Origin of the sequence: Clostridium estertheticum, from assembly GCF_026650985.1 — a bacterium.
Taxonomy (GTDB): Bacteria; Bacillota; Clostridia; order Clostridiales; family Clostridiaceae; genus Clostridium_AD; species Clostridium_AD estertheticum_C.
In genome coordinates this window covers 411,633-436,775 of the sequence record NZ_CP086239.1, presented here as the reverse complement: position 1 = coordinate 436,775, position 25,143 = coordinate 411,633, and the positions used below count along the sequence as shown (strand labels likewise).

The 25,143-nt window shown below is 30.5% G+C and carries 28 protein-coding genes; 11 read left to right on the top strand and 17 right to left on the bottom strand.

The genetic code is table 11. From position 1 onward, the window contains the following. Positions 1–47 precede the first annotated feature (47 nt). The 5 genes from LL038_RS02100 to LL038_RS02080 all read right to left on the bottom strand — a co-directional run bounded on the left by LL038_RS02100 (position 48) and on the right by LL038_RS02080 (position 3,353). Positions 48–686 (bottom strand): HAD family hydrolase, encoded by a 639-nt coding sequence (locus LL038_RS02100; protein ID WP_216125557.1) that lies wholly within the window; start codon positions 684–686, stop codon positions 48–50. A 125-nt stretch (positions 687–811) separates the two neighbouring features. Beyond that, positions 812–1,600 carry a sugar phosphate isomerase/epimerase family protein gene (locus LL038_RS02095; RefSeq protein WP_216125555.1) on the bottom strand — a complete coding sequence of 263 codons (789 nt, stop codon included), beginning with the start codon at positions 1,598–1,600 and terminating at the stop codon, positions 812–814. 145 nt (positions 1,601–1,745) lie between these two features. Then, positions 1,746–2,168, bottom strand: coding sequence for a GNAT family N-acetyltransferase (locus LL038_RS02090; protein ID WP_216125553.1), 423 nt, complete (start codon positions 2,166–2,168; stop codon positions 1,746–1,748). Between the two features lie 77 nt (positions 2,169–2,245). Beyond that, on the bottom strand, positions 2,246–2,719 hold the full coding sequence (locus LL038_RS02085) for an ASCH domain-containing protein (protein WP_216125550.1): 474 nt from the start codon (positions 2,717–2,719) through the stop codon (positions 2,246–2,248). A 61-nt stretch (positions 2,720–2,780) separates the two neighbouring features. Beyond that, the gene (locus tag LL038_RS02080) at positions 2,781–3,353 is read right to left on the bottom strand and encodes a class I SAM-dependent methyltransferase (RefSeq protein WP_216125548.1); all 573 of its coding nucleotides are present in this window, start codon (positions 3,351–3,353) and stop codon (positions 2,781–2,783) included. 429 nt (positions 3,354–3,782) lie between these two features. Between LL038_RS02080 and LL038_RS02075 the strand changes: the two genes are divergently transcribed. After that, a complete protein-coding gene (locus LL038_RS02075; RefSeq protein WP_216125547.1) occupies positions 3,783–4,313 on the top strand; it encodes a GNAT family N-acetyltransferase in 531 nt (176 codons plus the stop codon). A gap of 14 nt (positions 4,314–4,327) precedes the next feature. Here the strand turns inward: LL038_RS02075 and LL038_RS02070 are convergent, their stop codons facing one another. From LL038_RS02070 to LL038_RS02055, 4 genes are all read right to left on the bottom strand, one after another. Further along, entirely contained in the window at positions 4,328–4,948 is a 621-nt protein-coding gene (locus LL038_RS02070; RefSeq protein WP_216125545.1) for a class I SAM-dependent methyltransferase, read from the bottom strand. Positions 4,949–5,214: 266 nt separating this feature from the next. Beyond that, positions 5,215–5,901, bottom strand: a complete 687-nt coding sequence (locus tag LL038_RS02065; protein WP_268055979.1) for a hypothetical protein — start codon at positions 5,899–5,901, stop codon at positions 5,215–5,217. Continuing rightward, positions 5,852–6,142: an alpha/beta fold hydrolase gene (locus tag LL038_RS02060; protein ID WP_268055978.1), complete on the bottom strand. Its 291-nt coding sequence runs from the start codon at positions 6,140–6,142 to the stop codon at positions 5,852–5,854. The genes LL038_RS02065 and LL038_RS02060 overlap by 50 nt, the downstream gene beginning before the upstream one ends. A 123-nt stretch (positions 6,143–6,265) precedes the next feature. After that, positions 6,266–6,991, bottom strand: a complete 726-nt coding sequence (locus tag LL038_RS02055; protein WP_216125541.1) for an alpha/beta fold hydrolase — start codon at positions 6,989–6,991, stop codon at positions 6,266–6,268. 285 nt (positions 6,992–7,276) lie between these two features. Between LL038_RS02055 and LL038_RS02050 the strand changes: the two genes are divergently transcribed. Genes LL038_RS02050 through LL038_RS02030 form a run of 5 tightly spaced genes read left to right on the top strand, consistent with a single transcriptional unit; the run spans position 7,277 to position 10,767 of the window. Further along, positions 7,277–7,819 (top strand): MarR family winged helix-turn-helix transcriptional regulator, encoded by a 543-nt coding sequence (locus tag LL038_RS02050; protein WP_071613530.1) that lies wholly within the window; start codon positions 7,277–7,279, stop codon positions 7,817–7,819. 7 nt (positions 7,820–7,826) lie between these two features. Continuing rightward, positions 7,827–8,765, top strand: a complete 939-nt coding sequence (locus LL038_RS02045) for an ABC transporter ATP-binding protein (protein ID WP_216125539.1) — start codon at positions 7,827–7,829, stop codon at positions 8,763–8,765. A gap of 11 nt (positions 8,766–8,776) precedes the next feature. Beyond that, positions 8,777–9,520 carry an ABC transporter permease gene (locus tag LL038_RS02040; RefSeq protein WP_216125536.1) on the top strand — a complete coding sequence of 248 codons (744 nt, stop codon included), beginning with the start codon at positions 8,777–8,779 and terminating at the stop codon, positions 9,518–9,520. Then, positions 9,520–10,512, top strand: coding sequence for an ABC transporter permease (locus LL038_RS02035; protein WP_216125534.1), 993 nt, complete (start codon positions 9,520–9,522; stop codon positions 10,510–10,512). The genes LL038_RS02040 and LL038_RS02035 overlap by 1 nt, the downstream gene beginning before the upstream one ends. A 15-nt stretch (positions 10,513–10,527) precedes the next feature. Continuing rightward, positions 10,528–10,767 carry a hypothetical protein gene (locus LL038_RS02030; protein WP_216125532.1) on the top strand — a complete coding sequence of 80 codons (240 nt, stop codon included), beginning with the start codon at positions 10,528–10,530 and terminating at the stop codon, positions 10,765–10,767. A 167-nt stretch (positions 10,768–10,934) separates the two neighbouring features. On the opposite strand, the gene LL038_RS02025 is transcribed toward LL038_RS02030, so the two are convergent. Next, positions 10,935–11,552 carry a TetR/AcrR family transcriptional regulator gene (locus LL038_RS02025; protein WP_216125531.1) on the bottom strand — a complete coding sequence of 206 codons (618 nt, stop codon included), beginning with the start codon at positions 11,550–11,552 and terminating at the stop codon, positions 10,935–10,937. A 73-nt stretch (positions 11,553–11,625) separates the two neighbouring features. Then, complete coding sequence (locus tag LL038_RS02020; protein WP_216125530.1) at positions 11,626–12,981, bottom strand: MATE family efflux transporter; 1,356 nt, start codon at positions 12,979–12,981, stop codon at positions 11,626–11,628. 186 nt (positions 12,982–13,167) lie between these two features. Here LL038_RS02020 and LL038_RS02015 point away from each other — a divergent pair, with 186 nt between their 5' ends. Further along, a complete protein-coding gene (locus LL038_RS02015) occupies positions 13,168–13,809 on the top strand; it encodes a TetR/AcrR family transcriptional regulator (RefSeq protein ID WP_216125529.1) in 642 nt (213 codons plus the stop codon). Positions 13,810–13,949: 140 nt separating this feature from the next. Further along, the gene (locus LL038_RS02010) at positions 13,950–14,963 is read left to right on the top strand and encodes a fumarylacetoacetate hydrolase family protein (RefSeq protein WP_216125527.1); all 1,014 of its coding nucleotides are present in this window, start codon (positions 13,950–13,952) and stop codon (positions 14,961–14,963) included. Between the two features lie 81 nt (positions 14,964–15,044). Here LL038_RS02010 and LL038_RS02005 read toward each other — a convergent pair whose 3' ends face one another. The 5 genes from LL038_RS02005 to LL038_RS01985 form a co-directional block, all read right to left on the bottom strand. Next, positions 15,045–15,905, bottom strand: coding sequence for an acyl-CoA thioester hydrolase/BAAT C-terminal domain-containing protein (locus LL038_RS02005; protein ID WP_268055977.1), 861 nt, complete (start codon positions 15,903–15,905; stop codon positions 15,045–15,047). 68 nt (positions 15,906–15,973) lie between these two features. Further along, entirely contained in the window at positions 15,974–16,345 is a 372-nt protein-coding gene (locus LL038_RS02000) for an acyl-CoA thioesterase/BAAT N-terminal domain-containing protein (protein ID WP_253200322.1), read from the bottom strand. A 134-nt stretch (positions 16,346–16,479) separates the two neighbouring features. Then, positions 16,480–16,785, bottom strand: coding sequence for a carboxymuconolactone decarboxylase family protein (locus LL038_RS01995; RefSeq protein ID WP_216125525.1), 306 nt, complete (start codon positions 16,783–16,785; stop codon positions 16,480–16,482). A 40-nt stretch (positions 16,786–16,825) separates the two neighbouring features. After that, positions 16,826–17,587: an MBL fold metallo-hydrolase gene (locus LL038_RS01990; RefSeq protein WP_216125523.1), complete on the bottom strand. Its 762-nt coding sequence runs from the start codon at positions 17,585–17,587 to the stop codon at positions 16,826–16,828. A gap of 95 nt (positions 17,588–17,682) precedes the next feature. Next, positions 17,683–18,414, bottom strand: a complete 732-nt coding sequence (locus tag LL038_RS01985; protein ID WP_216125519.1) for an immunoglobulin-like domain-containing protein — start codon at positions 18,412–18,414, stop codon at positions 17,683–17,685. A gap of 287 nt (positions 18,415–18,701) precedes the next feature. Here LL038_RS01985 and LL038_RS01980 point away from each other — a divergent pair, with 287 nt between their 5' ends. The 3 genes from LL038_RS01980 to LL038_RS01970 all read left to right on the top strand — a co-directional run bounded on the left by LL038_RS01980 (position 18,702) and on the right by LL038_RS01970 (position 23,188). Then, positions 18,702–20,456, top strand: a complete 1,755-nt coding sequence (locus LL038_RS01980) for an ABC transporter ATP-binding protein (RefSeq protein ID WP_216125516.1) — start codon at positions 18,702–18,704, stop codon at positions 20,454–20,456. Beyond that, positions 20,453–22,180 (top strand): ABC transporter ATP-binding protein, encoded by a 1,728-nt coding sequence (locus LL038_RS01975; RefSeq protein WP_216125513.1) that lies wholly within the window; start codon positions 20,453–20,455, stop codon positions 22,178–22,180. The genes LL038_RS01980 and LL038_RS01975 overlap by 4 nt, the downstream gene beginning before the upstream one ends. 78 nt (positions 22,181–22,258) lie before the next feature. Next, a complete protein-coding gene (locus LL038_RS01970) occupies positions 22,259–23,188 on the top strand; it encodes a DUF2935 domain-containing protein (protein WP_216125508.1) in 930 nt (309 codons plus the stop codon). Positions 23,189–23,365: 177 nt separating this feature from the next. On the opposite strand, the gene LL038_RS01965 is transcribed toward LL038_RS01970, so the two are convergent. Next, on the bottom strand, positions 23,366–24,931 hold the full coding sequence (locus LL038_RS01965; RefSeq protein ID WP_216125506.1) for an FAD-dependent oxidoreductase: 1,566 nt from the start codon (positions 24,929–24,931) through the stop codon (positions 23,366–23,368). Positions 24,932–25,143: the final 212 nt, after the last annotated feature.

Below are 25,143 nucleotides of genomic sequence, written 5' to 3'. Positions count from 1 at the left end.
TCGTTATATTATGGTATTAGCGAATTATACACTAATACTCTAAAACTCTAAATTGTAATATCTGTTACTAATTTTTCTACTTCTTGAAGATTATTAGCAACATAATTTGCTAACAACACCTCATCTTTTCCAAAGCCATATGTTACGCCAATTGATATCCCCCCATTATGTGAAGCTGCTTCAATATCACTTGTCCTATCTCCCACCATAATAAATTTTTCTGCTTTATACTTGCTTTTAAGCATTCCAACTGCTTGTGTTTTACTAATTCCACCACTACTATAACAAATATCATCAAATATATTAAAAAATGCAAATTTCTTAGAAATACCCAAAACATACTCTTTATTCCCATTTGAACAAATGCACAGAGTATACCCTTTTTCCTTTAATGTATTTAAGCAGTTCAAAACCCCATCATATAACTCACCATATTCTCTTATATATGGTTGTTCAAATGCTATAATATCTCTTGCAAATTGTTTAATACTATCTTCATCAACTCTATTGATTAACACCTTACATACCTCTCTCAAAGTTAATCCAATTAAATTTAAAATCTTATCATCAGACTTGATTTCATATCCATTTTTAACCAAAGCATCGTTAATTGCTTTTATATCTACGGTCTCCGTCCTAAAAAGTGTTCCATCTAAATCAAATATAACAAGTTTTATATCTTTCATAATAATCACCTATCCCCACTTTGTTAGCTATCATTGTCCATCAATTCCTACTCTATCTCAAACCAACTTACTACTTTATCTTTTTCAAACCCTAATTTCACTGCTAACCTCATTGATTTGTCATACTATAAGTAGTTTGATAATTTATCCACTGACTGCTTAAGCCCCCTAATAGTCTTTATTTCAAGAACTATGCGACACTTATGTTCTCTCGCAAGAGAAATCCTTTCCTTTATATTAATTTCTCCTATACCTAACGGAAGGTGATTTTCTTTACCCTTACCATCATGAACGTGCATGTGATAAAGCCTGTCTATATGTTTATTTATAAATGCTTCATCGATACCATTCACGCTATGACTATGACCGATATCAAAGGTTAATGCAAACACATTGCTTTCTAACAAAAGCTCTATACCTTCTAATACAAAATCTTTATAACCACTACAATTTTCAATACATATTTTGATATTGCTGTCACCTATAGCTTTTTTACACCTCTCTCTAAACTTCTTTAACTTAGTTAGGTAAATTTCTTTATATTGATTAAATAAAAATATTTTTTCATTAGGCAAAGTAAAATAAACTCCATTTGACATATGCATATTAAGTACAGGAATTTTCAGTTGTTTAGCAATATCAATAGTAGCCAATATAGTTTTTATATATGCTTTTGAAATTTCATTGTTAAAATCGCAAACATTAAAATTTTCATCAATATGAATTGTGAAATATATATTTTCATTTTCACAAATTGATTTAAATTTCTGGATATCTATACTTTCAATCTGATATTGAGGTAAATTCATATTTAGTTCGATGAAATCTAAATCCAACTCTTTGCATAATTTAACACAGCTTTCAATACTGTTTGTCTCAATAAGTGTTGGCATACCAAAATCAATTTTTTTCATAGTACCCCTCCATTACTTTTTACTAATATTATATATAGTTTTATTCAACATTTCGCATCAGTTTTACCTATTGGACACAAAATAAATAAGTTAAAGAAATATTCAATAAGTATTTATTTACTCAAGGCTATATGGTCTGAATTTCCTAATTCTCAACATATTTTGATTCAAATGGGTATTTTGAATAAGCCGTTTTATGTTTTTCAAACCCTACTTTCTTATAAAAACCCTCATTCCCAAATGTTGAAGTTAGGTGGATTGTCATATGTTCTTCACCTTTTAAAAGTAACCTCATCAACCCTTTCCCAATGCCTTTTTTCTGATATTCAGGTAATACTGCAACATCAAAAACAGCCCCATAGCATATGCCATCCGATAACATTCTACAAGACCCCACCAAAGTATTTTCTTCCCAGGCTGTAACAACCTTGTAACTCACTTGAAATGCAGACTCAATTTTATTAAATTCTTTACTTTCTATAAAACGCTTTAGCATCCCTACCTTTTCGTATAAACTAAAAAGTTGAGACCACTCAATACACTCTAATCCAATTTTATAAGAAATCATTTTTATATCTCCTTCACTAAATTCATATTGAATTTTTTTCTATCTAAATGAATTTATGATTTAATAGAACTTAACATTTACTTATATACCACTTCAAATTCCTCAAATACTACTAACATATCTTGAGAGAACTCCATTTCCAGCTCTTTTAATTCTCTTGTAAAAAAATCTATATGTACCTTTCTCCAATACGTTAAAGACTTATCACCTTCCCCTTCTAATTCCGCAAATTTTTTATTTACATCCTTAAAAGGTAGTACTGTTACTTTTTTAGTTCGTATAACACATTGAGCAATTCCATTCCACTTTGTAATAACGCTATGATTATCCTCCATAGGCAGCTCTTCATTTTCTACACCATAGAAATAATAAAGCGAACTTGTCCCACTTTTGATTTTTTCTCTAACCAATTTTGCTAAATCATTAGCGCTTTTTTCATTATCACAAAAATGCCACGAAGTATAATTTTTATTAGTATTATAAGTAGACTCTCCAATAGATGTTAAATACTTTCCCCACATTTTTTCTACTGATTTATGTTCTTGTTCCATAATTTAAATTCTCCTTTGCATGTATAAGTTATAACATTAACTTTATTAGTTAAACTTACCTTCACAACTTTAATTTTTTCTTACTTGAATATGTAGTAGTTTTCTTTTCTGCCATAAAAACATAGTAACCATCAATTTCAGTTATTTTTACACCACCAAAAATTGAAACCAACTTGTTCTTATACCAGTCTTTTCTTTTAGTAACCATATATATTCTCCCACCAATGGCTAATCTATTAAATCCTTTTTCAATAAACTCCTTTGGAACAGAGAAATCCGAATGATATGGAGGATTTGAAATAATTAAAGTTAAGTCTTTTTCATTAATATTTTTAAATCCATCACTTTGGTATACTTCAATTCCTTTAACATTATTTAGATCAATATTTTCTCTTGTAAGCTCTACTGCTCTACTATCTATATCTGTCATAACTACATTAGTCGCTCCAACTATTTTTGCAGAAAGTATTCCAACTATACCGTAACCACACCCCAAGTCTAGAACCTTATCATCATTTTTAAATTCAATAATTGACAACATCGCTAAAGTACCTTTATCAACATTTCGAGGTGCAAAAACTTCATTTGATGTATTAAATTTCATATCAATATTTTTTACATTTACATTTAACATTATTATATGCCTCCAAAGATTTTCTTAACTTAAAATTTGTTCTATTATATATTGCTATTGTTATGTAACTATAATAAATTATACCATTATATACAATAGTTAACTACTTTCTTTAACCTTAGGCTACGTTAACAAATAGTGTTGATATTATTATAATTTCTAAATGATCCCCCTATAAATCTTACTCTTTAACTAATATCCAATATAATATACCCTATTTACATTTAATTGTTCATTTAGTATAATTTACATGAAAGGATAAAAAGTTAAAGATATATCCTTTTAAAATAATAATGTTAGGGGTTGATTCTATGGAAAATGTTATAAATGTAATTTCTATGAGGTGGTTTACTACCTAAATTAAATTTATAGGTATTACTCCACCTTTAATTCTATCAAATTATTTTAAATTGAAAGGTGGAAAATAAAATGGATTTAAAAAACATACTTACAGACAGATTAATATTAATACCAGTAACATTTGAACTTACTAACTCTTTATTAGATGGAAGTAGTAACGAAATCGAAAAGCTCGGAATAAAAACAGATGAGCAATGGCCTACTAAGGATACAATGGACATATTACCTATTGTTAATAAATCCTTAGAAAAAGATAGGATCCCGACTGGATTCGAATTTTGGATGATTGTAAAAAAAGATACTATGCAAGTAGTTGGCGATATAGGTTTTCACGGAAAACCTAATGAAAAAAGTGAAGTTGAAGTCGGTTTTGGGTTAGTAGAACATGAAAGAAGAAATGGTTTCGGTTTTGAAGCACTAAAAGCAATTATAAATTGGGCCATTTCTCAAGATAGTGTTAAAATTATTAAAGCAGATTGTTTGATTAGTAACAACCCTTCTGCACGGATATTAGAAAAGGTTGGTATGAAAGAATTTAATAGGGACCAAAATTTGATTTATTGGGAGCTTATTAAACCAATAAAAAGCAGACATATATAAGGTTTTTTTGTTAGTTAAAAAGGCAGCAATGTCTTTTTAACTATATAATCAATAAATCCCTGGCGTATTTTTTCTCCTTCATATATTCTTTCTAGAACTCTATTTTCTTTATATAATATCTCCATATCGTAGAAATATTTATCTGCTTCATATTCTTCACAATACGAGTGTATCACAGGAAAATCATCCATCTGTTCATACTCATTTTCTCCAACGGCTATGCCTTGTCCACACCGAGAATCTTTTGTGCTTAGAAAATTAACAAAAAGTAACCCATTAGGTTTTAATACCCGTTTCATTTCACTGATAGATTTTGATATATCTGCTTTTGTCATGTGAAATACGGAGTTATATGAATAAACAAAACTTAATGACTCATCTTTAAATTTTAATTGTCTCATATCACCTTTTTCAATATTCAAATTTTGTTCTTTTTTCTTTGAATAAATATTAGATTCTTCTAATTGTTTAGTATTAAATTCTACCCCATGTGTTAAGTATCCACATTCTAAAAATAAACTTAGTGGTGGGCAATCTCCTCCTGCTCCACAATCTAATACTTCTTTGTCCATATTTGTGTCATTACAAAACATTATAAATCTGTACAATGGTATTTGTTTAAATATTTCTTTCATCTTTTTTCCCACCTTTTTTAATGTTTTCCAGAAATTAACATTGCTCGTCCTTTCCGCAGCTATAACCAATTCGCCTAAAACTACTTTACCAGTAAATGCATCCTTATAATTTTAGTAGTTCTAATAAATTATACCATTGTATGTAACAATTAACTTATTTCCAATTTAATATAATTTTTATGTCTTTTTAACTATTTTAATAGATAATGAAAATCTATCATTCCTATTATAAGCGTTAATTCTCGTCCTATATAATCTATCGTACATTACCCATTCGGATACGAATATGCTTCCCGTTTTAAAAGATGTTTTATCATATCAATCCACTCATCCGGATTAAATACAAGAAATTCTTCATGATGCATCCCCCCCAAGGCAACCAGTTCAGCTTTAGGAAAATGCTGAATATAACGTCTGGTCAACGTTTTGGTATCCTCCTTAGTACCATAAGTGCAGTAGATTTTAGTATTTTGTAAAACTATATTATCTGCCACAGGAGTTACTAAATCCGTATAATAGACGTTGTATAATGACTTGTATGAGATGCCTTTATACATTACTCCCAATACTTTTGAGGAATCGCCATACATTTTATCCAAAAAATTTCTAAGAATTTTAATAGGATGCTTGGCCTTAATTAAGTAATAGAAAAGCGGGGTAATTAACGCAGCCGATAAGGTGGCCCACGGATTAGCCTTTTGCTCAAAGTCGGTACTACCCGTTATTGCAATATCAATTTGTACATTTTTTCTTTCAAGCAGCTTTCCAAGAACCGAGCCTCCTAAAGATGATCCGTATACACCGTATAAATGTCCGTTATAATGTTCTTTAATATATTTTTCTATTCCAAGTATCTGGTCGTTAATATGCCGAAACGTATTATGATCATTTTTATCGTGTCCATCAAAACCGACGCAGATAATTCTGTAATCTTCTGCAAGTTCCGTATACACCGTATAAATGTCCGTTATAATGTTCTTTAATATATTTTTCTATTCCAAGTATCTGGTCGTTAATATGCCGAAACGTATTATGATCATTTTTATCGTGTCCATCAAAACCGACGCAGATAATTCTGTAATCTTCTGCAAGTCCATCAATTACCTCAGCAAATTCCCCTTGCCAGCTAGAGGCTGTACCGTGAATCAACAAAGCAGTCAGATTACCTTCTTTTCCAAATTCATAAAATTGCATCTTAACACCATCCTTTACACGTATATTTATTTTATCCGTTTTAATCACATATCGCAGTAATTATTGCCATTTACTAATTTGCCTTACGAATAAATGTTATGTTTTTTTTCATAGTTGTATAAACTATTTTTTAAGCATTTCCGCATATTCTTTCGGATGATTTAACAAATATTCACAATGACTATAACTTATTTTTTTCAAAATATTACTGTATTTATATTTTTTTAATCGAAATATGCATATACGTGCTGGTTCCTTGGTTCCGTATATAAAAGTAACTGATTTCTGTGCTGTTTCATCTAACTTCGGTAATGGAAAGCTATAGCATGCTCGAGACAGATTTTCAACACTTTCCTTACTTATATAGCAACACACATTAGACATCAGTTTACCTAAACCAGGGAATAATTTGTCTAATCTTTTAGTACCATTTTGGGGACTTAGTCTCATTAAATAGCAAATACGCCAAAATTTCTTCATTGCAATCCTCTGAAATAATGAACCAAATTTTAAAAATGGTCCTCCATCCAAAAATACTTTATTTATATGCACTATATTTCGATGATATACCTCAAATGCAATTATTGCACCCAAAGATGTACCTAATATAAAATCTAATTCGTCAACATTATTTTCCTTCAAATAAATCAATATTTTCTCTACTTCATCATCAATAGATAAAAAGGTGGAACTTTCCTCTACATCATGTCCATCTAACGTAGGCATAATTATAAAATAATCTTCTTTTAAATATTCTACCAAATTTAAAAAACTCTTAGATGTCATAAACATAGCATGTATAAGTAATACCTTGGGACCGTTAGGGTTACCAATGGCTTCAAATTTCATGTGATTCTCCTCCTTTTCTATTTTCACATATATAATAGCTAGTCTTTAGATCGTAAGTGACCTAATATGGTCATTTTATTTCAGTAATTATAAGCTTAAAATCATAGTATTCACCACATCATTCCACCATGAATTATAAAATTTATCCTTTATTTATATTATATAGAAATTCTTATTGATAATCAATGTCATTGTAACAAATTAATAATAGACAGTATATTGACAATTATGAAATATTTTGCTATTATTAATTTAGACAGTATATTGTCGATAAAGGAGATATTAATGGATACTTACAGAGAGTTATTTTTAATGCAACAAACTTACGCAACACTTTTTTCTGTTACCAATAAGCTTCAGGTACAAGGAGATAGGTATTTTGAGGTCCTAACGTCAAGACAGATGATGGTGATGATTGCAATTATTCATTTACCAGAAGATGAAACTACACTCAATAATATTGCAAGAAAGCTAGGTACCACAAAGCAGAGTGTGAAACAAGTCATAACCATTTTAGAAAATAAAGCTTACGTAATCACTTCACCAAGCAGACAAGACAAACGTGCTGTGAATGTTAAAATTACGGAACTCGGAAAACAGACTATGATTGCTTGTGCTGAAAAATCATTGAACTTTTTTGCAGATGTTTTTGAAAATTTTACAACAGAAGAAATGGAGATATTGTGGACCCTATTAAAGAAAATGTATCGTTTTGATGGTGAAGAACAGGATGGGTTTGAAGAAAATGCCAGTTCAGAAGAAGAACTTAATGAGGATCAAACAAGAGCATTAAAGGAATTTGAACGAAGAAGAATTGAGAGGAGATAGTATAAAAATGAATAATGTTGTTACAGTTAAGAATTTAGAAAAAAGTTACCATACTAAAAAAGCTATTGATGGAGTGGACTTTGTAGTTCATAAAGGGGAAATCCTTGGTCTCTTAGGCCCTAATGGAGCAGGCAAAAGCACAATTATAAATATTTTGGCTACCATATTATCACCTGATAATGGTCAAATAACTATCTTAGGGCATGATTTAAAAAGGGATGCGAAATTCATCAAACAAGAAATTGGAATAGTTCCCCAAGACTTAGCCATTTATGAGGAAATCTCCGCGGAGAAAAATGTACATTTCTTTGCAAGTCTCTATAAACTCAAAGGAGATCAATTAAATAAACAGGTTAAGGAAGCTTTAGAATTAGTAGGTCTTTATGATAGAAAAGATGAAAAACCTAAAAGTTTTTCCGGCGGAATGAAAAGAAGATTAAATATTGCCTGTGCCATTGCCCATGGACCACAACTTATTATCATGGATGAACCCACGGTCGGTATAGATCCGCAATCAAGGAATCATATATTAGAATCTATCAATACTTTAAAAAATCAAGGTGCAACTGTTATCTATTCTACGCATTACATGGAAGAAGTCGAAGAAATTTGTGATCGGATAATTATTATGGACGGTGGAAAGATTATTGCAGAAGGCACAAAAGAAGAGTTAAAGCAGAAAGTAAACGATGAAATTACCTATTCCTTTTGCGTGGATAATTTAAATAAGTTAAGCAATAAGGAGTTTTATTTAATTAATGGCGTAACAAAAGTTAAAATATCACAGAATATTATTGAAATAACTATAGAAAATTCAAAAGACAATATCAATGAAATTATATCAGTTATAACATCAAAGGGTTGTAAAATTGAAAGTCTGAACAGTAAAAAGGCATCACTAGAAACTGTATTCTTAGAGTTAACTGGAAGGAATTTAAGAGATTAGAGGGGAAAATTATGAACTTTATAAAAATGTTAAAATTTGATTTTATGAATATTATTAGAAATCCAATGCTGCTAATAATAAATACAATATTTCCATTAATACTCATCGGAGTCATGGGTTTTGTAATGAGCAACGTTTTTGGTTCAGGAAACATGAGTTACTATGATTATTATGGAATAAAGATGATGATTCTTGTAGCTTTATTAATTGCAATGACAGCTACTAATGCATTTATGGAGGAAAAGGTCAAAAGTGGAAACAGTCGTATCATATATGCTCCAGTTTCAAAAACATCAATATATTTATCTAAATTAATATCCACTTATATTTTGGGCACAATTTCATACAGCGTTTTGATCCTTATAGGACAATATTTATTGCACATTAACTTTGGTGGGAATAATATTATTTATATTATGTTATTAATCAATATACTAGCTTTATTTGGTTGCAGTTTAGGTACCATGTTTTGCTGCCTTTTCAAAAGCGAAGAAGGCGCAAATAGTATTATGCAAATTCCATTAACATTATTTATATTTTTCGGAGGAATAATTTTTGGTGCACACCGACTTGGAAAGGCAGTAGCGCGAATGTCAAATTTATCTCCAATTAAGTGGGTTAATGAATGTGCTATTCGTATAATTTATGATAATGACTTCAGTATATACCTACCTGTACTTGCATTTCTTTTAATTGCTACTGTTATTTGTATCATAATATGTCAAATCACCTTTAAACCGGAGGAATATGTATAATGAATATAATTAATCTATTTAAAAATAAATTAGACAGAATCTTATCCAAGAAATCAATAATTATAGTTGCAGTGGTAGTTATACCAATTATGATTGGTATTGCTGTAATATTTTCAAACAAAGCGATATCAAAAGAAAGCATTGCTTTTCTTTCAAATAATGTAAAGAATATTCCGCAAGATAGTAGATATGATGTTCAAGTAGTGAGTAAAAAGCCAACTGAAGCCGATCTTGTGTTAGGCCAATATGTTGCTATTGTGGAAGAAAAAAATGATGGGAATTATGAGGTAACAACCTTAAAAAGTGAAGAGGATAAAAAAATAATAGAAAACTTTTTTAAATCTGGCAAAATACCTGCGAGTTATAAAGGCGAAGATGAAATAAGAGCTGAAAGAGGTATTGGAACCAATATTTTAGGATTTATCCTAATGCTTTTGTTAATGCAGGGGGTTGCACTTACAACACTTTTTGAAGAAGATAGAAATCTAAAAACATTTAGAAGAATATTGACAGCACCAGTAAATGAAAAGAAATATCTTTTTTCCCAGGGAATGTTTACATTTTCATGCCTTTTTATACCATCATATTTAGCAGTTACTATAATAAGTGTGTGCTTTAGAATAAATATTGGATATAGTTTTGGAATGTTAGCAATACTGATGATCATTCTTTCTGCTTTGTCAACTGCATTTGCTTTATTTATGACAGCAGTATTAGATAGAGATATCTCTTTAGCCGCAAGTGGAATTTCTTTGATAACATGTGTATTAGCAGGCTGTTTTATTTCATTTACTAACAATAACAAAGTTCTTGATACACTTTGTAGCATTTTCCCACAAAAATCGTATATGACTTTGATTCATGGCATAGAAAAAGGTAATGGCATTTTAGAATTTAAAGGACAGCTTATATATTTACTTATTTGGATTATTGCTCTTTGGATCCTAGGAAGTATTATTACTAAAAGTAAAATGAAGAATGGTATCTATTAAAGGAGTCTTTTGCAAATGAAAACAGCTACGGACTTGATTAACATCGATTTTATTTTAATAAGCGTATCTATGGGCAAATTAGAAGGTGCAGTAAAAACACTTAATGAAAACAATATAAGTGGAACAATAATTCTTTTTAACGGTGCATGGGAAGAAAGAACCAGTATTGATAAAGTTATGGGAGATCACAAATATATTCTTGGTTATCCAGTTGCAGGTGGTAGTCTTAATGATAGTCTTTTAGATTGCGCTTAATATAAATATTATATTTTCTTTGAACTTATATTAACATGATTATTTTTATCTTTTATTAATGTTAAAAAGGCATACAAGATAATTTTAAAATTATTTTGTATGTCTTTTATAAAACTAAAAACGAATTACCTATTAAACATAACTACAATATTTATATACTGTATTAATTATAATGATATTACAAGACTACCTTTAGGTAATCCTAAAATTTTCTCTATCATATCAGTTAAAGCCTCTGATTTCTTTATAATTTGTTCTTTATTAAACCCAAAGACTCCCGGATCAAGTACAAAACCAAATTCCGTCAGCATGAATTCTGCGACTTCTCTTGGATATTCTGTATGAAATATACCTTCCTCCACTCCCTGTATTATAATATCAGTAAAAACAGGAAGTTTACTAGTTATTCCCTGGACAATAACTTTATGATGTAAACTCGTATTTTCATCATAATGAAGTGCTTCAACGAGTTTATTCCCTTCCTTATTTTCCTTTGATTGAGCATATATTTCAACCACTCTTATTAACTTTTGAAGCGCATTAATATTATTATCTTTTGTTTCTTCCTGAAGCTTATTAATCAACACCTCAGAATTCCTTGCAAATATATCGATAAACATATCTTCCTTGGATTTAAAATAGTAATAAAATGTTCCCTGTGATACTGCTACTTTTTTTACTATATCGCTTACCGAAATTCCATTGTATCCTACTGTTGAAAAAAGTTCTTCTGCGGCATCCATAAGCTCATCTTTTCTTTCTTTTGGATCTTTTGAAATTCTCAAATAAAAACCCCCTTTCTTCCTGTTAAGGTTATTATATTAAATCGATTGACATAAGTCAATTAAATAAAGTTTATTATAATGTACCTGTCATTTTAATATTTAAACGCTTAATCTCAGGACATATTAATATTAACATAACTACAGTTACAATAAAATCTGTAATAGGCGTTGAAACCCATATTCCATTTATACCTATGAATCTTGGTAGAATAATAATAAGTGGCACTATTATTACAATTTGACGAAGCAAACTTAAAACTATAGAATATCCTGCTTTCCCAATGTATTGGAAATAGCTTAGCCCTATTATAATAAATCCTATTATTGGTGTGCTTATAGAGAATATTTTCATAGCTGGAGTTCCAATAGCTATTAACTGCGAACTATTTTTCCCAAATAAAATAAAAATATTTTTACTAAATAATTGAAAAATAATAAATCCAATTGAGGATATAATGCTTGCAGCTATAATAGACAATTTAAGTGAATCTCGTACCCTATCATATTTCTTAGCTCCATAATTGTATCCTATTATAGGCTGAACGCCTTGATTTATTCCATATATAGGCATGTATATAAGCATAATAAGACTGTTTATAATTCCATACGCAGCTACAGCAATATTACCACCATAATGCAAACACTGTTTATTAAAAAGAATAGTAATAAGACTCATGGACAGCTGCATTACAAAACCGGAAACCCCTATAGATAGCGAAGAACTAATAATATCTTTTCTGAGTTTCAAATTTTTATATCGAATTTTGATTAAAGCATTCTTTAAAAAATATGGTGATGTAGAAAAAATTGTTCCTATTGCTGTAGAGAGTATAGTTGCCAGTGCAGACCCCGCAATTCCTAAATGAAACACAAAAATAAACAAAGGATTAAATATTACATTTAGAATAATTGATATAAGAAAGTTTAGCATAGCTCTTTTAGCTTTTCCTTGCCCTTTTAAAATATTATTCATGGAATAACTTAAAATTTGAAAAGGAGTTCCTATTAATAAAATCCCCGTATATATTTTTGCATACTCTAGAACTTTGCCACTTGCCCCAAATATAGAAAGCATAGGTGTCAGAAAACTATATCCTAGAATCATTAAAATAATAGAGACTATAAACGATAATGTAAATGTATTTCCAACTATAATTTCGCATTTTTCAATATTATGCTCTCCTAATTTTATTGATACTAATGAAGTTGCTCCTAAACCCACTAACATTGAAAATCCCATTATTGCTAAGGTTACAGTATAAGATATGCTTATAGCTGAAATCCCCAAGACACCAACGCCAATACCTACAAATACTTTGTCGCAAATATTGTATAGTGCATTAGCAAGCATGGCTATTATAGATGGAATAGAGAATTTGAATAATAATTTTTTTACACTTTCTGTTTCGATTTCATTAATTTTTAACATGTTTTACCCCCCGAATGTTTTTTTGACTTAAGTCAGTCATCTATTATTTTATCCTTATGACTGACTCAAGTCAATGTTTTAATATGATCATTTCATTGAACATGTTTAAAATACCTTGACGTAATCAAATTCAAAGCATATAATAATTTTATTAAACATGTTCAAATATTTATGAGGTGATAGTTAATGAATGAAGTAAGACAAAAGATATTAATTAGTGCAAAAGACCTTTTTATTCAACAAGGTTATAAGAAGACTACAATTAGACAGATTGTAGATAAATCAGGAATTTTAATCGGAAGTATTTATTATTTTTTTAAAAATAAAGAAGAAATATTTCAATCACTTGTGTTAGACATATTCGATGCTTGTGATAAATTGGTCGGTGAGCATTTCGAAGGAAAAGAAAGTCCTGTTTTTCAATATGCATTCATGTGTGCTGTGGAGTTGCAAGCAGTAGAAATGGATGAGCGAATAAGCGAGATTTACTACGAAGGATATAGTTCAAATGCTATATTAGATAAATTAGTAAGCCACGCAGCAGAAAAATCACAAATACGATTTCAAACATATAATCCAAACTTTACTTATGAAGATTATTATGTACGCACTTTGGCTATCAAAGGAGTAATGCGCAATTATATTGCAAATCGCTATTTAAAGCAGAATATTCCTTTAGAAACAAGAATAAACAACTTTTTAGATATGAGCCTACATGCTTTTAATATTGAACAAAAGGAAATCGAAGAAATAAAAAAGCGTATAGCCGATATGTGTAAGGAAATTATCGATATGACAATATTATTAGGATCAGAAAGCTTTTCTTAATGAAAGACAGACATCTGAAACAGGCGCTACAAAACCGTATGTTTCAGATATTTTTTATAGCTATTTGAACATGTTAAACTATCTATAAATTATTGAAAAATAGTTGTACTAAAAATAAACATATATGAAAGGAAATTGCCATGAAACTTAAAAAGATAAAAATTAAAAATCAGCAAAATTATACACTGTGTTTGTTATCTGAAGATCAATGGATTTCATTTCGAGCTGTGCTTGACACTGTGCCTGACGACGGAACAAAAGAACGTGCCGAACTTGAAAAAGCATCAGATGACCTCATAACTTTCTTGAAAAACCGAGAGTTCCTAGAACCCAAGCTCAATGAGCTGATTAAAGAAGCGAAAGAGGTTACAACTAATCTTTTAATTGCGGGTGAAGATGTACTCCCTTTCAGACCACTACTATATCGTGATTTTATGCTGTGTGAAGCGCATATCATTAACAGTGGCCGTGGATTTATAAAATATACCATGCCAAAAGTTTTGCCATTCTTAAAAGTGTATGAAACACTTTTTAGTAAACCATTCCCTTCTTTTTTTCCAAAAAAAGCATGGTATGATAACCCTGTATATTATAAGGGAAACGTAATGTCTTTTATTGGAGATGGTGAAACAGTAACTTATCCCCAATACGCCACTTTAAAGGATTACGAACTTGAACTCGGAATGATTATCACGAAAGACATTGTAAATGCAACCGAGGAAGAAGGGCTTAGTGCAATCGGAGCTTTCTGTGTATTCAACGATTTCAGTGCTCGCAATGTACAATTTGATGAAATGAAGAAAACTGGTTTTGGACCCTGCAAAGCAAAAGATTTTGCCAGCGCGATCTCCACTGTGGTTGTTACCGCAGATGAAGTATTACCAGTCATTGATAGCCTCAAAACTCGTGTGATCATCAACGATAAAATTGTGGCAGAGGGTCAACTGGATTCATTTTACCATTCTTTAGGTAAGGCGGTTGCCTACGCTTCTAAAGGTGAAAGTGTTTATGCGGGGGAGTTTATGGGAACTGGCACAATTCCTAATTGCTGCGGTATGGAAAACGATACACTTTTAGAGTGTGGTGATATCATTCGCATCGAAATCGACAAAATTGGTTCCTTGACGAACCCTATTAATACTAAACTCTTGTAGAAAGTAAAAAAAGAGGATGACTTCATTACTGTTGGCATAGCTACAATGTTAATGTAACTCAATTGTGTTATATTAACAAAACTACTTTGCCCAATTATCCAAAAATTTAATTGTATCATTCCATGCATCAATATTTGCTTTTGCCCAACTGTCTATGTCAACTCGTGATCCCTCTAATGATGGGATAGACTGAAATGGCACTGTTATCATATGCCCTGATTTCTCATAGGTGATATGCTTATATTCATATTTAAATTTTGATTTTTCGAGTAACTTCATGGCCATTTCTGAATGCATTTTTGAAGGCCATATGGAATCTGATTCAGATGATATCATTAGAATAGGACCGTTTATTTTATTAACATCAATTGTGGCTTTGTCAGTATTATCTTCACCAATCAGCTTTTTGTACATCCATGACAATGAACCCTCTTTATTTTGCAACATTTTTATTACTAATTGAAACATAATAGAGTAAGTGAATTTCAAACAAGGAATTTCTTCACCTTTATACATCCATGAAGAATGATGTGCAGGAAGTCCGCCCTTTTTTATCCCTTCATATGAATAGCAACTTGGCATACTAGCAACAACACAAGTAATATCTTTAAATATAGATGCTGCCAAAAGAACCATTTCTCCACCTTTAGACCTTCCATATATAGCTATTTTGTCTTCATTAACAGTATCTTGTTTTTTTAGCCATGTTATAGCATTCTCAATATATTCAAGTGGTACACAATTAAGATTTTTGGGTGTTCCATCAAGTCCGAAATAACAAACTGCCAATGCAGAATAACCCTTCATAGCAAATATTTCAGCAATTGCCTGTGCTTTTTCTATTCTTCCATCACTTCCACTTACAACAATTACTGCTGGCCGCTTTATATTACCTTTTGAAGTGAAGTATCGTGCCAGTAGGCCTTTTTCTACTACATCCACACTTTCAATAGTTTCATCACAGAATATTCTTGTATGCTCCTTTGATGCAATGACTTTACCATTACTCTCTACCGTGCATATAATTGTATATTTTCACTAATATCACTTAATTTTTGTATTAACTTACCACGCCTAGTTTCCTTTACCTTCATAGAGTAAAACAAACCCATTTTATTGCACGTTTTATATGTACCGTCAATAGGCACCGCATTTTCTAAATCAACATTTCCATATTCATCCGCTATAAAAGTCGCATGAGCATCCCATAATGTATTCTTTGGCACTTTGATCACAGAAGCATTAATGCAATAGTAATCATTACTTACAATACGAACTGTCACCTTTTCCTTTTTTAATAAACCACTTATTTTTATGCTTACAGGTTCGTCCACTTTTGATATTTCTGAGATAATGTTTATTACACAACTATCATTGTCCATGTTTTTCTCCTCTGCCTTTCTTTGATATTGACTCTTACCTCATATCCTGTCCAATTACACCCATCCTAGGTGGCCATTTTTTTAACAACATCCATAATATTTTTAATTCATCCTTATTAAAATATTTAAGCATACTATTCATCATATGCAGCTAATGCAATAGGTAATGCTTGGATAACAATATTACCAACAGCAGGGAGTCCAACTAAAATGCTACTTATAATCTCCTCCCTTGAAGCTCCTAACTTTTTGGCCTGTTTTACATGAAATGGTATACCACTTTCAAGTCGAGCAGCAGCTAATACAGCTAAATAAGCAAGTGCTTCTGTCTTCTTATCAAGTTTGCACGAAGTATCCAATTTTTCAATGAATTCACCCCATGCCTTTTGTTGTTCTGGTGCTTCTTTAGAAAATGCCATAAATGCATTACTTATGCTCATAATATATCCTCCTCAACTTATAATGTTTTAAAAAACGATTCTAATTCATAACCATGTTCTTTTTCTGATTTTTCCATATATTTATTTTTAGTTTTTCAACTAAAAATGGTTTCCCATGTGCTGGAAATATTCGTTGTGAATTTTCAGAAATTATTTTTCTCCAACTCTCATAATATTCATTAATATTACAAATAAATATTACACAATATTTCGTTCCAGCAAATTGGAGCATATTAGCAGCTGCATCACCTACTATACAATCACCATCATCAAACAATACTGAAATAGAATCTATAGTATGTCCAGGTGTTTTCAGTATTTTCCCATTTAAATTAATTCCGATATCTTTGAGCCTTATTTCTTCTTCAACAAGAATATCATTTTCTCGTACTTTATATATTGGAAATTTCAAATTACTTTTTTTGTCTATAATTTTTTTTAAATGTATTCCAATATATACTTGTTTTAAAAAAATCAATTGTTTTATGCGTTTGTTTACGAGTCCACCACCATGTGTTTGATCATTTTCTCCCTTTAGCAATAAATCTTTTGCAAGATACGACATTATAACTTGAATATTATTATTCTCTTTCAATATTTTATTTAACAATCCACAATGATCATCATGATGATGAGTTAGTATAATATGACTAATATCGGATAATCTAACACCAACTGAAGTTAATCTTTTACAGAATAAATTCCAATCATATTCATATCCTGTGTCAATCAGAACATATTTGTTATCAGTTTTTATTAAAAAGCAATTAGTCACACTAAGTTTTAATTGAATAATCTCCATTGGTTACCCCTCCATTATTAATGTTGATATTTAAGGTTCTCTATTAAAAACAAAATGTGTTATAATCATCTCCCAACCAACTACATCAGAATATTTTAATTAATATTAAAATTACAACTGATAATAATATTTTTTTTATCTTTAGTAGAAGCAACTTTACTCATTCGGTAGCTTCCTGCATTAAATGTAAAATCAGACATACTTAGAATTATGCTGTCTTCACGGCTTTTCTTTGGATTTAATAGAGACAATGCTGCAATAAAAACAGTGTCTTTCTTAAAAGGAATGTCAACCCACTTGCCATTCTTGTTTTTTTCAAGAGAATAATTATATCCGAATGTTACAAGAGTATTCCCCCTATTTGTTATTCTAAATTTAATTTTTTGAATAGAAGATTTATAATTTACATTTTCTGTAGACATTTGTATTAGTAGACTATTTTGTTGTGTTCCTTGAGAATATTTAGTCCAAACTAATTTTTTATCTTCTGTTTTATTACCCTGTAAGTATATATGATTTACATTCTTAAGGTCATTATTTAAAGTAATATTAAATTCGCCAGTATTATGGATGAAACTTCCAAGACTATATCTTACCTTTAGATATAAAATATCTCCTTTGGCTTTGTAGCTATAACCACTAAAGGCTAAAGCACTGTTGCTTGTCATTCCATTAATTTGTAGAGTTTTATTGTCTTTTGTTATCTTGTCAATAAAAACACTTTGCGTACCAACCACTGTACCAATAGATAAATATATCGTAATACTAATCAGAATAATTACAATAAAAATAATTATTATCAAACAAATCTTTTTAACCCAACTCATTATAGTCTACCCCCTCTCATTTACATTATTATACCATTTATTACAATTAAGCTCTATATTTACAAGCAACTTATGTCAACTATAAATATCTTTATTTATATCATCCTTATAAACATTTAGATTTATTTATTCAGTAAAATTAATCACAATTATGAAAAGATAAATAAAAATTGATATGTAACAAAGATTAGTATTGATAGAATATTAAGTAATAATAAGTAATATTTTTAATATTATTGACAAATATTCCATAATATAATATTCTAATGTAGGAACGGGGTGATAAAATGGACAAAGACAATGAAAAAAAAATGTGGGCGCACATACTTAAATTTTCTAAAATTTATGCTTTTTGGATTGCTTTAAGCATTTTTGCAACACTGGTACTTACCTACTCTAATATATTTACTTCTCAACTTCTGAAAAAAATCATAGACATGGCAGTAAGCAAAAGCATTCACGGGCTCAATACTTATATCTTACTGGGGCTAATTGTATTTATTTTAGGTATAGCCTCAAAATATTTTTTCAGATATGCTACAGGTAAGTATGGAAACTGTGTTATGAGGGATATCCGAAGTGCTACCGTGGACTATGTAAATAAGCTTCCACCAGATTATACTATGAAAAATAAGATTGGTGAAATATTGGCCAAGCTATCAGGTGATGCGAATGTAGTACAGAATTTTATGGCAAATGAATTTATCAATTTGATTTATATGCCAATAATGCTTATAGGATTTGGGGCATATTTAACTTATCTAAATTGGAGATTATTTTTAGCAAGTTTTATTATACTTCCTATACTTGTACCTTTAAGCGTGAAACTAATAAGTCCAATAAAAAAGTATCAACGTGAGTATGTAAAATATCTAGGTAAAACTAATAATATTGTACAAAATTCAATTGATGGTATTTCTATTATAAAAGCTTATAATTTGGAAGAAGAAATGGCCAATGATTATGATGAAAGTATTAGAATTGCCACAGAAATTGCCTTCAGAAACGATAAAAAGGAATACATAACAACTCCAATAATTACCATAGCAGGTACACTACCTGGAATTATAAGTATTATTTATGGTGGCTATCTTTGTTTACAAGGAAATATGAGCGCGGGTGAATTAATCGCATTCTTGAATATTTTTGCTATGTTCACTGAGCCTATGAGATATTTATACCTTATGATAATAAATATTAAAGTGGCAATGGCCTCAGTAGAGAGACTCTTTTCTATATTAGATGAACCACAAGAAAAAAGTGGGAATATTAGACTTACAAAAGACAGCTATGATAAAAATGATATAGCTGTGGAATTTGTAAATGTTGATTTTTCTTATGATGAAAAAAGTATGATTTTAAATAAATTAAATTTAATTGTAACAAAGGGAAAATCAATTGCCATTGTAGGTGCAAGTGGTAGTGGAAAAAGTACAATTTTAAAACTTATAGGTAAGATTAATGAAAGACAAGGCGGAACCATTAAAATATGTGGTGAAAATATTGAGGATTTAGGAGTTGAAAGCCTAAGAGAGTATATATCTTATGTATCACAGCGAACCTTCTTATTTCCTTTTTCAATTAAGGATAATATACTTATCGGGAATCCTAAAGCTACTATGGAAGATATAATAAAAGCTACCAAAAAAGCTAATGCCCATGCTTTTATTGAGAAATTGACAGATGGTTATGATACCCTTGTAGGCGAACATGGAACAAAATTGTCAGGAGGACAGATTCAGAGAATTGCATTAGCTAGAGCTATACTTAAAGACTCACCGATACTTTTGTTAGATGAAGCAACTTCTGCCTTGGACACTCAGTCCGAAGCACTGATTAAGGACGCTTTAGATAAATTTAAAAAAGATAAGACCCTTATTATTGTAGCCCATAGACTTTCTACTATTGAGAATGCAGATGAAATATTTGTACTTGAAAATGGGGCTATTATAGAAAATGGCACACATAATGAACTTATAGCAAAGAATTCAGCCTATGCTAAGCTTCATATAGGTGCTCATGGAGAGGGGGCAACAGCATGATTAATAAAAATTCGACGCAAATTTTAGAACTTAAACGCTTCTTTGCCCAGGTGAAAGGACGACAATTTATTTATTGGACTTCTCTACTTGCAGCTGTTATCCTAAATTCAATAACACAGGTACTTATAGCTAATATTAACAAAGGTGTTTTGAATGCAGTAACCCATTCAAATATGCAGCAACTTAGAAACACTGCAGTATTGGCCTTAGTTTACATTATCATTTGGATAATTTGTCCATTGCCTAGATATATCCATATTACTATTGTCCGTTACATTATGTACGATTTAAAAAGCAAGCTCTTTAGGCATATGGAGAAACTAAATTTGTCTTATTTTGAAAAACATCATAGTGGAGACAGCATAGAGAGGCTCGGCAATAATGTAGATGCACTTAAAACGGCATATTTCACACAAGTATTTGTTGTAGTTAACACTTTCATTATGGGTATGACATCAATGATAACTATGTTTATATTTGAGTGGAAAATAGCGTTCATTTTGATAATCTTAGGTCTTATATCTATTTCTATAAGTCTAAAATATACTGGCAAAATCAGAAAAATAACAGATAAAATAAACAAAGAATCATCTACACTAACACAAAGATTAAGTGATATCTTAGCAGGGTTTTCGATCCTAAAATTGTTTAGTGGCGCATATATAGCTGTAAATAGATATAAATTTCAAAATAATAAAATAAATGATTTGCGAATGAAATCCATAGGTAAGCAATCAGAAATGGATAGTATCAACTTCGCATTTACATTTTTAAGTAACATAGGAGTTATTGTAGCGGGTGTACTTATGGCAGCGGCTGGATGGACTGATTTGGGAACAGTTGCCGGAATTGTAACTCTTCAAGGAAGTGTTAACTGGATGTTTTTAAATTTAGGAACTAGTTATGCGCGCCTTCAAGAATCACTCTCTAACGCTAGCCGTATATTTGAAGTATTCGATGCACAACCAGAAGAAGAAACATATAAAACTAATCAAAGTTATGATAAAAGTTCAATGATAAGTCTTGAAAATGTATACTTTAATTATGAAGGAAGAGAAAATATTATAAATAATATCAATCTTTCAGTTAAGAAGGGTCAACATGTTGCTTTTGTAGGTCCAAGTGGTGGAGGCAAAAGCACAGTAATTAAGCTTATTCTTGGATTTTATCCAATAGCTACAGGTTCTATAACAATAAATGGTAAATCCATGAGTGAATATAATATACATGAAATTAGAGATATGATAGCTTATGTTCCACAAGATGCATATCTATTTGATGGCACAATAATGGAAAATATACGATTTGGAAGATTAATCGCAACAGATAAAGAAGTTATAGAAGCAGCAAAAGCTGCCTATTCTCATGACTTTATACAAAAGTTACCTGAGGGTTATAACACAGAAGTAATAAGTAGTGGAAACAATCTTTCCGGTGGTCAAAGACAGCGCATAGCAATAGCAAGAGCATTCTTAAAGGATGCACCAATACTTCTGCTTGATGAGGCTACTTCAGCTCTTGATACAGAAAGTGAGAATCAGATTCAGATAAGTTTGGAGGCACTAATGAAAAACAGAACAACCATTGCTATTGCTCACAGATTAACAACTATTGAAAATTCTGATATTATATTTGTTATAGAGAATGGTTCAATTGTTGAGCAAGGTACAAGTAAAGATTTGGTAGATAAAGCAGGATTGTATATGAGGCTTAAAAATATATAATATTGTAGTTAAAAGTAACCTTTTTTGTATTCAATTAATATAATAACAGCGAATGAAAATTTTCAAGGAGGACTTACTATGTTATCTAGTACTGAATTCATACGACAATCGCTGGAAATACATCTTTTTTTTGCAAGGATTATGAAGGAACACTCATTCTTTTTAGAAGTAGGGTTTACACCAAAAGACTCAATTTATATTAAGCAGGCAAATAACTTTAGAATAGAGTTTGACAGACTTTTAGCAGATACTATATCACTTTCTAACGGTGCTGTTAGTCCCAGTGTATTACAGTCTGGTGAAGTAATAACACCTTTCACACTAAACGCTGAGATGGCTTCAGCATATTTTACAGGAGTGAATATTTCAACTAATTTGACAAAATCAGAAGCTGGTTTAATGGGCAGTAATGCATCAATACTAGGCAATCCTATACTTGAACAAAGAGTATATACGCTTAATCAGAGAGCACTAGTATTAATTAAAGCCTTAGCTCAGTTTAAGACTATGGTTTTGTCTGAAGTTATATCCTGTAGAATATTTACAAGTAGCTACCCTTTGCTTATAGACCATATATTAAGAGAGGCAAAATTTTATTTTCAGATAATTCAAAGGCTGCAAAACCGTGAGGAAATCAACTTTGAGAAAGATATGTATGTGCAAGAATCTTTTTGGAATAGAATTATGGCTGAACACTCAAAATTTATTCGTGGACTTCTTGATCCAACAGAAAATGAGCTTATAAATACAGCAAATAACTTTGGAAATGAATTTGATAAGTTGACAACAGAGTCAAAAGAGGCAATGGATAATATAATCCCAATCTCAAAAGTTACGCAGGACAGCCTTACAGCAACTATTGAAATAGCCAAATTTAAATCGCAAGGTACACAAGGATTGCTAGAATGTAAAATCAAATCCATAATAATACCATTATTAGCCGACCATACTTTACGTGAAGCAAATCACTATTTACGTTTATTGAAAATATTTACAAAGAATAAATAAAATACAGATAAATAAACCTTTTATTTTATGCTTGTAATTATTCTGCATAGTATTAATGACTGTTAACATAAAAATATGGAGGATTTTCATGCCTAAAATTAATGGATAGAGTTTAACACCAACTCTATCCATTAATTTATCACCTGTTGTTAAAAGAGAAATCTTTGATGTTATTTATCAAATTATATTTGAATCAATTGTATTATCACTTTCTTTATAATGATTTAACCTGCAAACAGCTGGACCTTCTATAATATCGCCTTCAAAAGAAAATCTCGATCCATGGCAAGGGCAATCCCAAGATTTTTCTGCACTATTCCATTTTAGTTCACAACCTAAATGAGTACATGTTATATCAACTATATGTAGTTCTCCATGTTTATCTCTATATGCCCCATACCTTTCTCCATCAATCTCTACTATCTTTCCCTGATCATTTTTTAAATCAAAATTATATTGACCAACTTGAAGCTTTCCTTTTATTAGCTGCTTTGCAACATCAAAGTTTTCCTTAACTAAGTTTTTAATTCCATCAGTTAAAATTTTACGTGATGGATTATAAACTTCTTGATAAGGACTTTCATTTTTAACTATAATATCCCTTAGTATAGTCGCCGCTGCTGTTCCATTGGTCATGCCCCATTCACCATAACCTGTAGCAACATAAATATTTTCTGATGTAGAAGTAAGATTACCCACATAAGGTACACCATCTATTGTTATATAATCTTGAGTTGACCATCTATACAAAAATTTTTCAACATTAAAGTTTTTTTCAGCATAATTTTTTAAATTAACATAATGTTTAATCATGTCGCCACCATGAGCGGTCTTATGCTCTTGCCCCCCAATAATTATCATCTGACCATCCTTATACTTTTGTGAACGAAAATACCAACCTGCTTCTCCTGAATCTACAAATGTTCCCTTTGGTAATTCATCCTTTATTATTGCAGATATTACATATGATCTTTGTGGTCGAAGTTTTGCAAAATATAACCCCAAACCATCATAAAATGGAAAATGTGAAGCTAAAACGACTTTTGAAGCTATTACTTTAAAGCCTGTGTCTGTTATTACAGTATATAAATTATCATGTTCTATATCTACCGCTCTTGTATGTTCATATATTTGACTATCATTACCAGAAATGTTTTCAGCAATTTTAAGGAGATACTTTCTAGGGTGAAATTGAGCTTGATTTTCAAAGCATAGTGCCCCGCTTATTGAAAATGGTAAATTTAGTTTTTCAATATATTTTGCTTTTATCCCTAGGCTTTTAGCCGCTTCTGCCTCTGCCTTGATAGTATCTGTATAGCTTTCATCTGTTGTATAGATATATGCAGGTAACCTACAAAAATCACAATCAATGTTATATTCCTTTACCATGTTTTCTATAAAATTTATGGCACCTTCATTGGCATCTGCATATTGCTTAGCTTTCTTAATTCCCATCGTGTTAATTAAATTACTATATATGATATCATGTTGTGAAGTAACATAAGCTGTAGTGTGTCCTGTAGTTCCCTGAACTATTTTATCTGCTTCAATTAATGCAACTTTGTAACCTTCATTTTTCAATAGGAGGGCAGTTGTAATTCCTGTAATACCTCCTCCTATAATTGCTATATCAACTTTAATGTCTTTTTCTAAAGTTGGATAGTTTGTTTCATCCGTTGAATCAAGCCAATAAGATTTTGGTGTTAAAATATTATTGATACATATGTTATTTTTCCCATTCATGAATTTGCTCCCTTCCTTTGACATAATTAACATATTTATTTTATGTTTATAAGCATTCTCATACATTGTATTTTTATTTTATTAGTTCCCTTTATCATTAGGATAATTAGCTGGAAATATACCAACAGTATATTAGAAATAATTTAAATAAATCCATAATAAATTTTTTACTTCTGGGACAATATATAAAAATACAAAACTTTAACCAGGGA

What these genes read in the sequence shown, in the direction of transcription:
- LL038_RS02100 (WP_216125557.1), bottom strand. Translation starts at nt 686, where the DNA reads ATGAAAGATATAAAACTTGTTATATTTGATTTAGATGGAACACTTTTT.
- LL038_RS02095 (WP_216125555.1), bottom strand. Translation starts at nt 1,600, where the DNA reads ATGAAAAAAATTGATTTTGGTATGCCAACACTTATTGAGACAAACAGT.
- LL038_RS02090 (WP_216125553.1), bottom strand. Translation starts at nt 2,168, where the DNA reads ATGATTTCTTATAAAATTGGATTAGAGTGTATTGAGTGGTCTCAACTT.
- LL038_RS02085 (WP_216125550.1), bottom strand. Translation starts at nt 2,719, where the DNA reads ATGGAACAAGAACATAAATCAGTAGAAAAAATGTGGGGAAAGTATTTA.
- LL038_RS02080 (WP_216125548.1), bottom strand. Translation starts at nt 3,353, where the DNA reads ATGTTAAATGTAAATGTAAAAAATATTGATATGAAATTTAATACATCA.
- LL038_RS02075 (WP_216125547.1), top strand. Translation starts at nt 3,783, where the DNA reads ATGGATTTAAAAAACATACTTACAGACAGATTAATATTAATACCAGTA.
- LL038_RS02070 (WP_216125545.1), bottom strand. Translation starts at nt 4,948, where the DNA reads ATGAAAGAAATATTTAAACAAATACCATTGTACAGATTTATAATGTTT.
- LL038_RS02060 (WP_268055978.1), bottom strand. Translation starts at nt 6,142, where the DNA reads ATGCAATTTTATGAATTTGGAAAAGAAGGTAATCTGACTGCTTTGTTG.
- LL038_RS02055 (WP_216125541.1), bottom strand. Translation starts at nt 6,991, where the DNA reads ATGAAATTTGAAGCCATTGGTAACCCTAACGGTCCCAAGGTATTACTT.
- LL038_RS02050 (WP_071613530.1), top strand. Translation starts at nt 7,277, where the DNA reads ATGGATACTTACAGAGAGTTATTTTTAATGCAACAAACTTACGCAACA.
- LL038_RS02045 (WP_216125539.1), top strand. Translation starts at nt 7,827, where the DNA reads ATGAATAATGTTGTTACAGTTAAGAATTTAGAAAAAAGTTACCATACT.
- LL038_RS02040 (WP_216125536.1), top strand. Translation starts at nt 8,777, where the DNA reads ATGAACTTTATAAAAATGTTAAAATTTGATTTTATGAATATTATTAGA.
- LL038_RS02035 (WP_216125534.1), top strand. Translation starts at nt 9,520, where the DNA reads ATGAATATAATTAATCTATTTAAAAATAAATTAGACAGAATCTTATCC.
- LL038_RS02030 (WP_216125532.1), top strand. Translation starts at nt 10,528, where the DNA reads ATGAAAACAGCTACGGACTTGATTAACATCGATTTTATTTTAATAAGC.
- LL038_RS02020 (WP_216125530.1), bottom strand. Translation starts at nt 12,981, where the DNA reads ATGTTAAAAATTAATGAAATCGAAACAGAAAGTGTAAAAAAATTATTA.
- LL038_RS02015 (WP_216125529.1), top strand. Translation starts at nt 13,168, where the DNA reads ATGAATGAAGTAAGACAAAAGATATTAATTAGTGCAAAAGACCTTTTT.
- LL038_RS02010 (WP_216125527.1), top strand. Translation starts at nt 13,950, where the DNA reads ATGAAACTTAAAAAGATAAAAATTAAAAATCAGCAAAATTATACACTG.
- LL038_RS02000 (WP_253200322.1), bottom strand. Translation starts at nt 16,345, where the DNA reads ATGGACAATGATAGTTGTGTAATAAACATTATCTCAGAAATATCAAAA.
- LL038_RS01995 (WP_216125525.1), bottom strand. Translation starts at nt 16,785, where the DNA reads ATGAGCATAAGTAATGCATTTATGGCATTTTCTAAAGAAGCACCAGAA.
- LL038_RS01990 (WP_216125523.1), bottom strand. Translation starts at nt 17,587, where the DNA reads ATGGAGATTATTCAATTAAAACTTAGTGTGACTAATTGCTTTTTAATA.
- LL038_RS01985 (WP_216125519.1), bottom strand. Translation starts at nt 18,414, where the DNA reads ATGAGTTGGGTTAAAAAGATTTGTTTGATAATAATTATTTTTATTGTA.
- LL038_RS01980 (WP_216125516.1), top strand. Translation starts at nt 18,702, where the DNA reads ATGGACAAAGACAATGAAAAAAAAATGTGGGCGCACATACTTAAATTT.
- LL038_RS01975 (WP_216125513.1), top strand. Translation starts at nt 20,453, where the DNA reads ATGATTAATAAAAATTCGACGCAAATTTTAGAACTTAAACGCTTCTTT.
- LL038_RS01970 (WP_216125508.1), top strand. Translation starts at nt 22,259, where the DNA reads ATGTTATCTAGTACTGAATTCATACGACAATCGCTGGAAATACATCTT.
- LL038_RS01965 (WP_216125506.1), bottom strand. Translation starts at nt 24,931, where the DNA reads ATGAATGGGAAAAATAACATATGTATCAATAATATTTTAACACCAAAA.